General features: G+C 60.6%; 12 protein-coding genes. 2 read left to right on the top strand and 10 right to left on the bottom strand.

From position 1 onward, the window contains the following. Positions 1-30: 30 nt before the first annotated feature. Positions 31-1,242, bottom strand: a complete 1,212-nt coding sequence (locus tag TRM7557_RS10530) for an aminotransferase-like domain-containing protein (protein ID WP_058290240.1) — start codon at positions 1,240-1,242, stop codon at positions 31-33. Positions 1,243-1,401: 159 nt separating this feature from the next. Between TRM7557_RS10530 and TRM7557_RS10525 the strand changes: the two genes are divergently transcribed. After that, positions 1,402-2,172 (top strand): FadR/GntR family transcriptional regulator, encoded by a 771-nt coding sequence (locus tag TRM7557_RS10525; protein WP_058290174.1) that lies wholly within the window; start codon positions 1,402-1,404, stop codon positions 2,170-2,172. 12 nt (positions 2,173-2,184) lie between these two features. On the opposite strand, the gene TRM7557_RS10520 is transcribed toward TRM7557_RS10525, so the two are convergent. The 7 genes from TRM7557_RS10520 to TRM7557_RS10490 form a co-directional block, all read right to left on the bottom strand. Beyond that, positions 2,185-3,024 carry a phosphate ABC transporter ATP-binding protein gene (locus TRM7557_RS10520; protein ID WP_058290173.1) on the bottom strand — a complete coding sequence of 280 codons (840 nt, stop codon included), beginning with the start codon at positions 3,022-3,024 and terminating at the stop codon, positions 2,185-2,187. 186 nt (positions 3,025-3,210) lie between these two features. Then, on the bottom strand, positions 3,211-3,768 hold the full coding sequence (locus TRM7557_RS10515) for a F0F1 ATP synthase subunit B (protein WP_058290172.1): 558 nt from the start codon (positions 3,766-3,768) through the stop codon (positions 3,211-3,213). Positions 3,769-3,772: 4 nt separating this feature from the next. Then, complete coding sequence (locus tag TRM7557_RS10510) at positions 3,773-4,318, bottom strand: F0F1 ATP synthase subunit B' (RefSeq protein ID WP_058290171.1); 546 nt, start codon at positions 4,316-4,318, stop codon at positions 3,773-3,775. 86 nt (positions 4,319-4,404) lie between these two features. Further along, on the bottom strand, positions 4,405-4,629 hold the full coding sequence (locus TRM7557_RS10505; protein ID WP_005636439.1) for a F0F1 ATP synthase subunit C: 225 nt from the start codon (positions 4,627-4,629) through the stop codon (positions 4,405-4,407). A gap of 61 nt (positions 4,630-4,690) precedes the next feature. Then, complete coding sequence (locus TRM7557_RS10500) at positions 4,691-5,494, bottom strand: F0F1 ATP synthase subunit A (RefSeq protein WP_058290170.1); 804 nt, start codon at positions 5,492-5,494, stop codon at positions 4,691-4,693. 97 nt (positions 5,495-5,591) lie between these two features. Continuing rightward, a complete protein-coding gene (locus TRM7557_RS10495) occupies positions 5,592-5,951 on the bottom strand; it encodes an AtpZ/AtpI family protein (RefSeq protein WP_058290169.1) in 360 nt (119 codons plus the stop codon). Positions 5,952-6,136: 185 nt separating this feature from the next. Then, positions 6,137-7,051 carry a DMT family transporter gene (locus TRM7557_RS10490; RefSeq protein WP_058290168.1) on the bottom strand — a complete coding sequence of 305 codons (915 nt, stop codon included), beginning with the start codon at positions 7,049-7,051 and terminating at the stop codon, positions 6,137-6,139. A 105-nt stretch (positions 7,052-7,156) separates the two neighbouring features. Between TRM7557_RS10490 and TRM7557_RS10485 the strand changes: the two genes are divergently transcribed. Further along, entirely contained in the window at positions 7,157-7,492 is a 336-nt protein-coding gene (locus TRM7557_RS10485) for an ArsR/SmtB family transcription factor (RefSeq protein WP_058290167.1), read from the top strand. A gap of 3 nt (positions 7,493-7,495) precedes the next feature. On the opposite strand, the gene TRM7557_RS10480 is transcribed toward TRM7557_RS10485, so the two are convergent. Continuing rightward, the gene (locus tag TRM7557_RS10480; protein ID WP_058290166.1) at positions 7,496-8,344 is read right to left on the bottom strand and encodes a transglutaminase domain-containing protein; all 849 of its coding nucleotides are present in this window, start codon (positions 8,342-8,344) and stop codon (positions 7,496-7,498) included. Positions 8,345-8,418: 74 nt separating this feature from the next. After that, positions 8,419-9,315 (bottom strand): DMT family transporter, encoded by an 897-nt coding sequence (locus TRM7557_RS10475; RefSeq protein ID WP_058290165.1) that lies wholly within the window; start codon positions 9,313-9,315, stop codon positions 8,419-8,421. Positions 9,316-9,342: the final 27 nt, after the last annotated feature.

The raw sequence follows: 9,342 nt of genomic DNA, 5'->3' as shown, positions 1-9,342 counted from the left end.
CTCTCTACCACCAAATCTTGTGGGACACTACTACTCCCCCAAAGCCTGCCGCAGAACCCGGCCCAAACGGGCGATTCCTTCTGCGATTTGGGCCTCGGAACTGTTCGAGAAGCTCAGGCGCAGGCTATTACCACCGGTTCCATCGGCGAAAAAGGCCTGTCCGGGCACAAAAGCGAGCTTTTCCTTCGCAATTGATTGTTCAAGCAAAAATGCGCCGCTCACCCTCTCGGGCAGGGTCAGCCAGACAAACATGCCCCCTTCGGGCCGGGTCCATTCCACGCCTTCGGGCATCTCGGCTGCGAGGGCTCGCAGCATCGCATCGCGACGACGGCCATAGACCGCACGCAAGCCGCTCACATGGGCGTCGAACCCGGCCTTTGCGACCTGATGAATGGCCATCTGATTGATGGTCGACGAATGCAGGTCTGCCGCCTGTTTCATCAAGACAAGACGCGAAATCACTTCGGCTCCGGCCACCACCCAGCCCACGCGCAGGCCCGGTGACAGGGTTTTCGAAAACGACCCACAATAGATCGTGCGGCAGGCATCCAGATCGCCCTTCTGCGTCAGTTCCAGCGCAAGGATCGGCGGTACCTCTTCGCCCTCATAGCGCAAGCCCTGATAGGCGGCGTCTTCAATGATCGCGCAGTCCAGCTCCTCGGCCCGCGCCAACAGCGCCGCGCGCCCGGCCCGGTCCACGGTGCGCCCGGTGGGGTTGGCGAAATCCGGGCTCAGATAAGCGAATTTCACCGCACCGTCCCCAGCTGCTGCGGTGATTTCTGCCGCTGGGCGATTGTCGTTGATCTCCAACCGCTCGTACCGCGGCTCATAGGCGTTGAACGCCGCCAGCGCCCCCAGGTAGGTCGGCCATTGCACCAACGCCGTGTCGCCGGGCGACAGGAACAGCTTGCCCAGATAGTCCAGCGCCTGCTGCGATCCAGACGTGATGAGGATATTTTCCGGCCCGCAGGGAATGCCCAACCCCGCCATTCGCCCCGCAATCCAGTCCCGCAGCGGCAGATAGCCTTCGCTGACAGAATACTGCAACGCCTGCGCCTGCCGCGCGGGCGACAGCGCGTCGGCATAGGCCTCGGCAAAGCGATCTGCCGGAAACAGCGCCGGATCCGGGATCCCGCCAGCAAAAGACAACATCCCCGGCTGCTCCAGCAATTTCAGCAGCTCGCGAATTTCCGATGCCTTCATGCGGTCCATTCTTGCGGCAAATTTCATTTGAGTCGTCATTTGGGTCATTTCCTTGCGCATCTTGAGCTGACACTTATCCGGTGCGAAAATAATGTCAATAACTATGACCTATAGTCCCTCGCAATTTTCCGCCCGGTCTTGCGCCTCCCACCTGCGCGTGGTCATATGAATTTACCAATTCAACACCGCAGGCCCCGCATGCCCTTCCAGAAAGTCCACCCCGAGAAGCTCTCCGCTGCTGTTGTGCGCCAGATCGAAAAACTGATCCTGCGCGGCATTCTGAACCCCGGAGAGCGCCTGCCCTCCGAACGGGAACTGGCGGACCGGCTGGGGGTCTCCCGCCCCTCGCTGCGCGATGCCCTGTCCGAGTTGCAAGAGCGTGGGCTTTTGGCCTCGCGCGCGGGCGCCGGAGTGTTTGTGGCCGATGTTCTGGGATCGGCGTTTTCGCCTGCGCTGATCGAACTCTTTGGCAGCGACGAAGAAGCGGTGTTTGACTATCTCGCGTTTCGCCGCGACATGGAAGGGCTGGCCGCAGAGCGCGCGGCGCGCCTTGGGTCAGACGAAGACCTTCAGGTGATCCAGCATATCTTTAACAAGATGAAAGTCGCAGGCGATCCTTCGGTGTCCGACACCGCGGCCGAACTGGACGCGCAGTTTCATTCTGCCATTCTGGATGCCAGCCACAATGTGGTGATGCTGCATATGATGCGGTCCATGTTCGACATGCTGCGCAACGGCGTGTTTTACAATCGCCAGATCATGTTTCAGCAACACACAACCCACGCCGCGCTTCTGGATCAGCACCGGGCCATCAACAGCGCCATTCAGGCCCGCGATCCGGCAGGCGCCCGCGCCGCCGTTGAGGCGCATCTGGATTACGTGCGCGCCGCCCTAGAGGCGCAGATCCGCGCCGAACGCAATGTCGAGGTCGCCCGCCAGCGGCTCGAGCGCGAAAAGACCCGCAGCTAGGGGGCTCAGCACTTACATATAGGTAGATTGCTCCAGAAACGCCCGCGTTTCCGGCTCCATTGCATTGGTAAAGATCATCTCGGCGGTGTCGAGTTCGACAATGCGGCCCTGATCGACAAAGGCGACTCGATCCGCAAGATGGGCAGCGTTTTCCAGCGAATGGGCCACCAGAACAATCGACGTGGTCTTGCGAAGTTCGGTGACAATTTCCTGCGTGAGCGTAAAGCTCATCCGGTCCCCTGCGCTGCTGGGCCGGTCAAACAGCATGATTTGAGGATCAAGCGCCAAAGCGCGTGCAATACACAGCTGGCGACGCTGTGGCCCCGGCAGGGAAGTGCCCTGAGTCTTGTGAAGCTGATCTTTGACCGCATCCCACAGCCGTGCCCGGCGCAGCGCCTGTTCAATACGCTCGGCCATCAAACCCTTGGTGCTGACCAAACGGTGCAGTTTCAGCCCATAGGCGATATTGTCCCAGATCGACATTGGAAACGGATTGGTTTCTTGGGCAATCAACGCCACCTGTCGCCGCACCAGAGGCAGATCCGCATCAGGCCGCATCAGGTCTTGGCCGCCAAACAGGATTTCCCCGCTGCGCTGAGGGTTGCGGCCCAGTTTTTCCATCCGCACCAGACTGCGCAGCAACGCAGACTTCCCGCTGCCAGAGCGGCCAATAAACGCAAGCACCTCGTCCCGGTGAAGGTCGAAGCTGATAGTGTCGACAACAGCCTTCCCCTGCGAGCGCAACGACAGGTTCCGCACCGACATCATCGTCGGCACCGCTGACGGTGTGCCCTCGGCGGTCTGGGACGTCGCCTGATGTTTGGATGCGGATAGGTTTAGGTCGTGCAGCATCGCCTGCCCTCACGGCAATTTAATCTCCGTGGCTATGCCACAACGCACGTTAACAGTCTGCACATGTCGGGTAAGTCAAAGACAACTTCACAAAAACTTCGCAAGGGCGTTACAAAGCGACCCGTCCAAAACAAAAGAACCCGGCGCGTGGCCGGGTTCCTTTTAGGTCTGAAACGAAGCTGCGGATCAGTGCAGTTTCGCGTCCACGTCCTGAATGGCTGCGTCGATCAGCTTGTTTGCCTCAGTCGCAGTCATCTGCTTGGAAACAACCTGATCGGCAACTTCCACAGCAATGGTAATGGCGCGGTCACGAACTTCTTTCACAGCAGAAGCTTCGGCAGCCTGGATTTGATCCGCTGCAGCCGCCAGGCGACGTGCAATGGAGGTTTCCAGATCAGCTTTGGCCTGCGCCGCAGCAGCGTTCGCCTCGTCGCGGGCGTTTGCGACAATGCGCTCGGCCTGCTCTTTGACTTCTTGCTGCTTGCGTTCGTAGTCAGCCAGAACGGTCTGTGCTTCCTCGCGCAGGGCGCGGGCTTCTTCCAGCTCGTTCTTGATGGTCTCGGCGCGGTCATCCAGCAGTTTGCCGATCATCGCCGGGACTTTTGCGTACAAAAGGATCCCGATGAACAGCACAAAGGCGAGGATGACAACGAAGTCGGTGTTACCGAGGTTCGCACCGCCACCGGCTGCGAAAGCCGGAGCAGCGGAACCGAGGGTCAGAGCAACAGCAGTAAATGCGCGCATGGTCTTAGCCCTCCATCCGTTTGCTAACAGCGGCCTGAACAGCCTCTGCATCGTCTTTGCCACCCAGGGCTTCGACCAGGGCACCGGCGGTGTCAGTTGCGACAGCCTTGATGCTCTCCAGTGCGCCTGCCTTGATCTCAGCGATTGCCGCTTCAGATTCCGCTGCCTTGGCTGCGATGTCCGCATCCGCTTTGGCAATGGCGTCGTCCACGTCTTTCTGGATCTCGGCGCGGGTTTCCGCGGCGATACGCTGCGCCTCGGCACGTGCGTCGGCCAGCGCTTTGTTATAGGCGTTTTCGGCCTCAACTGCTTTGGCTTTCAGATCTTCAGCCGCAGCGAGGTCGTTGGTGATAGTGCCTGTACGCTCGTTCAGGATGGCTGCAATACGGGGCAGCGCGACGCGCGACAGGATCAGGTAGATCACGACAAGCGTGACCAGAAGCCAGAAGATCTGGTTTCCGTAGGTCGAGAAGTCCAGCTGCGGCATGCCGGAAGAACCGTGCGCCGCGTCGGCAGCTCCATGACCTGCGTCATGCGTATTAGATGCCATGTCGTCCTCCTATGGAACTTGCCGTTACACCGGGCAGGACAGATGTCCGCCCTGCCCGGCCGTAAGGATAAAGTTTCCGCTAGGTCTTAGACAGCGAACATCAGCAGCAGAGCGACCAGGAACGAGAAGATGCCCAGAGCTTCTGCAAACGCGATGCCGATGAAGAGGGTTGCGGTCTGAGAAGCAGCCGCGGAGGGGTTGCGCAGAGCGCCCGCCAGGAAGTTAGCAGCAACGTTGCCAACACCCAGAGCAGCAATACCAGTACCCATGCCAGCCAGGCCAGCGCCGATGTATGCGAGATCGCCTTCCATTGTGATTTCTCCTTACGATTGGAAGTTGAAGTGATTGTTCGGACCCTGCGAGGACCGTCCCTTAGTGGGACGGGTGCAGCGCGTCTTTCAGATAGACGCAGGTCAGAATGGTGAACACGTAAGCCTGGATAAAGGCCACGAGAACCTCGAGTGCGTAGAACGCGGTGATCGCGGAAATCGGCAGGAAGGACGCAAAGCCCAGAGCCCCTGCAAAACCAGCGAACACTTTCAGAACCGCGTGGCCCGCCATGATGTTGCCTGCAAGACGAATGCAAAGGCTCACGGGGCGCACGAAGTAGGAAATAACTTCGATCACAGCCAGGATCGGACGCAGGGCCAGCGGCGCGGAGCTAACCCAGAACAGGGCCAGGAATTTCGCGCCGTGCAGCACAAAGCCGGTCACGGTGATTGCGACGAACACGACCACAGCCAGCACGCCGGTCACGGCGAAGTGGGAGGTGGTGGTGAAGGACATCGGGATCAGGCCAAGGAAGTTGGCAGTCACGATGAACATGAACAGGGTCATGATGTAGGGGAAGAACTTCACGGCGTCTTTGCCAGCGACGTCTTCAACCATTTTGTAGATGAACCCATAGGCCAGCTCCGCAACCGACTGTGCGCGCGACGGGATAATGGCACGGCGGGAAGAGCCCAGAACCAGCAGCGCGAAGATCGCGACAATTGCCAGCAGCATCCACAGCGTCACGTTGGTGACGGTGAACATGCCCACGTGGTCGCCACCAAACAGCGGCTTCACTTGGAACTGGTCCATCGGGTGAATGGCAAGGCCTGCGTGCTCGGGGGCAAAGACCAGGCCCGAAACGAGCACAAGCGCCAGAGCTACGTAAAAGAAGATTTTGCCCATCGGTCTGCGTCTCCTGTCACCGGACCGTCGCCCGGGTTTCTCTCTGTGGTCAGGGGGCCTGACCGAGTTCCATCTGACCGGCTTGCCGGTCTTGTTCTTATTTGCGCGGCGCGTTTTCCGCTTCCTGCGCGTCCGCTTCGGCTTTAGCAGCCTCCGCTTCGATCTGTTTTGCCTGGATCTCCTTGGCGCTGCGCAGCATCACATTGATGCCTGCAACCAGACCCAGCAAAAGAAACAGCACCAAAAACAGCGGCATGGTGCCAAAGACAGCATCCAGCCCGTATCCGATGCCAAGGCCGATCACCAGACCGGCCACCAATTCCGTCACCATCCGCCAGGCCATATTGGCCATGGTAAAATGGGTTTCCTTGGGAGGCTCAGGTTCCTGGGCTTTCTTGGCCGCATCGATTTTGGCCTCCAGCTGCGCCAGGCGCTGCTTTTGGTCGTCATCAATCACAGGATCTGTCCTCTCGCGTCTTCTGCCATGGGTGCTAAGGGGTCAGCGGCACAGAGTCAACGCCGGAGTCGGACTCTGCGACATAAGGCCAAGAGTATGAAAACAAAAGGTTTTACAACTCGCGCCGTCACCCGCGTGATGCCCCCGCGTGGCGCGTTGGCGCAAACAGGCGTCAAAACCCTTATTCAACCTTTTGGTTGATTTTGGTTTTGGCGACCTTTTCCAAACAATCGCCCGTCAATCAGCAGCAATCCAAACAGGATCAGGGCAAGCCCGGCAAAATGCGCAGGCAGGAACACCTCGCCCAGCACCAAGACCCCCGCAGCCAGCGCTGACATCGGCGCAATCAGGGTCACCAGCGTGATATTCGTCGGCCCCACCCGCGGCAGCACATTGTAAAACAGAATGAAAGCCGCCGCCGTCAGCACAAAGCCAATGACCACAAGCGAGGCCCATGTCTCGGCCCGTGTGATCACCGGCAGACCCTCTTGCCACAGGGCCACTGGCACCAACGCCAGCGTGGCCCCAGTCAGCCCCCAGGCCACGATCACCACCGGCGGGATGCCCTGAAACTGTCGCGCAATATTGACCGAGAACGCGTAACACAGCGGCGCACAAAGGGTGACACAAACCGCCCAGATCTGGCTGGAGCCCCCGTCCCGCAGGATCGGCAGCGACAGCAGCACAATACCACCAAAGCCACAGAGTACACCAAGCGATTTCAGCAGGCTCGCCCGCTCCCCGCCGCCCCAGATTTGCGGCCAGAAATGGGACACGACCACCGCCATCGCAGGCGTGGTGGCATTGACGATCCCCGCAACCCCGCTGGCAATGTCCTGCTGGCCAATGGCATAAAATGAAAACGGCGCCGCATAGCTGAAAGCGCCAAACGCCAACAACGCGCAGACGCGCCGCGCAGACAGCGCCGCAAACTGCCGTGTTGCCAGCAGATAGACCCAGCAGCCCAGCGCACCAAAGCCAACCCGGCCCAGCGCCACGCTCAGCGGTCCCAGTTCGCGCAAGAGCACCGCGTTGAACATAAACGACAGCCCCCAGCCAATACCGAGGGCAAAAATAAAGACCCAATCGCGCGCAGACATGGCGTCACTCCCTCGTGCTGTCCTGTATGTTCCAGTGCGTGAGCGCCATTCAGACGACACGGGCGGGATTGTCCACCCGGAACTTGCGCATTAGGACTGTAAGCCATGACCAGCCCTGACCGCCTAGACACCACCTTTGCCGCCCTCGCCGATCCAACCCGGCGGGCGATCCTGACCATGTTGCTCGAAGATGACATGGCCGTGACCGATGTGGCCGAACCGTTCGAGATGTCACTGGCGGCGATTTCCAAACATCTGATGATCCTCGCCAATGCGGGGTTGATCCAGCAGGAAAAGCGCGGCCGGGTGAAATGGTGCAAGCTGCAACCCGACGCGCTGCGCGCGGCCTCCGTCTGGATGCAGGGTTTTGGCCAGTTCGAGCCGGTGAATCTGGATGCCTTTGAACGGTTTCTTGAGGTCGAGCTGGGCGGCGACGAATAAGGCTCAGGGCTGCGCCAGGTTCTCGTAGCCCCGAAGTGTGATCTCCAGATCCTCGGGATCCGAGATATCCCCGGTCTCGCCCAGCAAAAGCGGCGGCCCCATCAGTTTGAAGTCCTGAAGCCCGACCTCCGGCAGGGTCCAGCCCATGGAATGGGCCATCGGCACGCGCACGCCCGGGCGCGGGTTCAGCGCCGGACCAATGTCGCGGCGTCCCATCTTCAAGAAATGCGCGATGTCCCATTCCTGCGTCTGCCCCGCATGACGGCTGACCACCCAGCAGTGACCATCCTCGGCCCATGTCCGCTTATCTTCTGGCACAAACACACCGTAGACATAGCCCGCCTCATATCCCGCGCCGCGCAGGGCCGCGACCAGATAGGCATTGATGTCAACGCAGGATCCCACGGTCATGGAACACAGATGCGGCAGCTCCTCCTGATCGTCGTAAAACCGATCCTCAGGGTGGCCGTATTCAAACAGCTCGGCCACGTGGCGCACAATGGCTTCGATGCCCGCAAGCCCAGCGCCTGCGGCCTGCGCCACATGCTGGCCTTCCTTGGCCAAATCCACAGCCGCCGCCGTATATCGACTGGGGCGCGGCACGAACATGGCTTCAGGATAGCTGAACTCCCCTGGGCCGCCTGCAGCCTGAAACCGGGTCCGCACTTGGATCTCGCCGCCCGTAGCAATGCCGCAGGTCAACATCTGCGCCAAGCGCGGCTCGGCCATCAGGCGCAGCGCGGCCCCCGTCACCATCTGCCCCAAAGGCGCGATATGTGGCGTGGCCATCCCCTGCGGCACCAAAAAGCGACTGCCAGATGCCGCAGTAAACCGATAGCACAGCTCGATCATTGTGCCCCTCCCCCATTCTGTTTCCCGAGACTCTAGGGCGTGCAGATGTCATCGCCATAACACCCAAGCGTTTTTCAGGGTTTCGCCGCCGCCCCCTCGTCCTTCAGCAGCAGCCACAGCGCCACCGCCGTCAGCGCAATTCCCCCCAAAGTCACCAACGGGGGCAATCCGTTCCCCAGTGCGATCTCCCAGCCGATCACCCAGCTGGGCACCAGATAGGTATAGGCCATGACCTTCGCGCTTGGCAGGCGCAGGGTGGCGAACTGCAGCAACACGAACGTACAGGCCGAGGCAAAGACCGACACATATATAAGGCCGATCCAGACGATGGGCCGCAGGCTCCCCCAATCGGTCGCCATCACATCGCGCGCGCCAAAGGCAAACAGCAGCGCCGCGCCCGCCACCAGCGTGCCAAAGGTAAAGCTCACCGCAGGCTCGCCCCGGTTCAGCTTGCGCACTAGGGGCGTATATATGGCATGAGCCACGCAGCCCCAGAAATAGATCACCTCACCGCGGCCAATCTCGAACCGCAACAGGGCGCCCAGATCACCGCGAAAGATCACCCATAGCGCGCCCGCCGCGCCAATCGCCAGCGCGCTCGCCATCCGCAAGGTTGTGACCTGCCGCAGCATCAGCCAGCCAAACAGCGCGCTGAGAACCGGGGTCAGGGTGAACACCGCCGCAGCACTCACCGGCGCTGCGGTTTTCAGGCCGTAGAACATCAGCACGAAGTAGCTCGCAAAGACCCCGCCCAGAACCAAAAAACGCCAAGGCGCCGCGAAATGGCGGCGCTGCAACCCGCCCCCTAAGGACGCCGCCGCCCCGATCAGCACCCCGGCCAACAGAAACCGCACCGCATTCAGCGCGGCAGGGGCGATGTCATTGGCGATCAGCACGCCCAGCGAAAAGCTCCCCGCGACCAGCGCAGAGAAGGTCAGCATGGCCAGATGGCCGCGTTGGGCGTCAGTCATTGTGCATGTCCAGACGCATTGGCCCGA

The organism is Tritonibacter multivorans (genome assembly GCF_001458415.1).
Classification (GTDB): domain Bacteria; phylum Pseudomonadota; class Alphaproteobacteria; order Rhodobacterales; family Rhodobacteraceae; genus Epibacterium; species Epibacterium multivorans.
The sequence above is the reverse complement of the archived record's forward strand: the minus strand, read 5'-3'. Positions and strand labels throughout refer to the sequence as shown.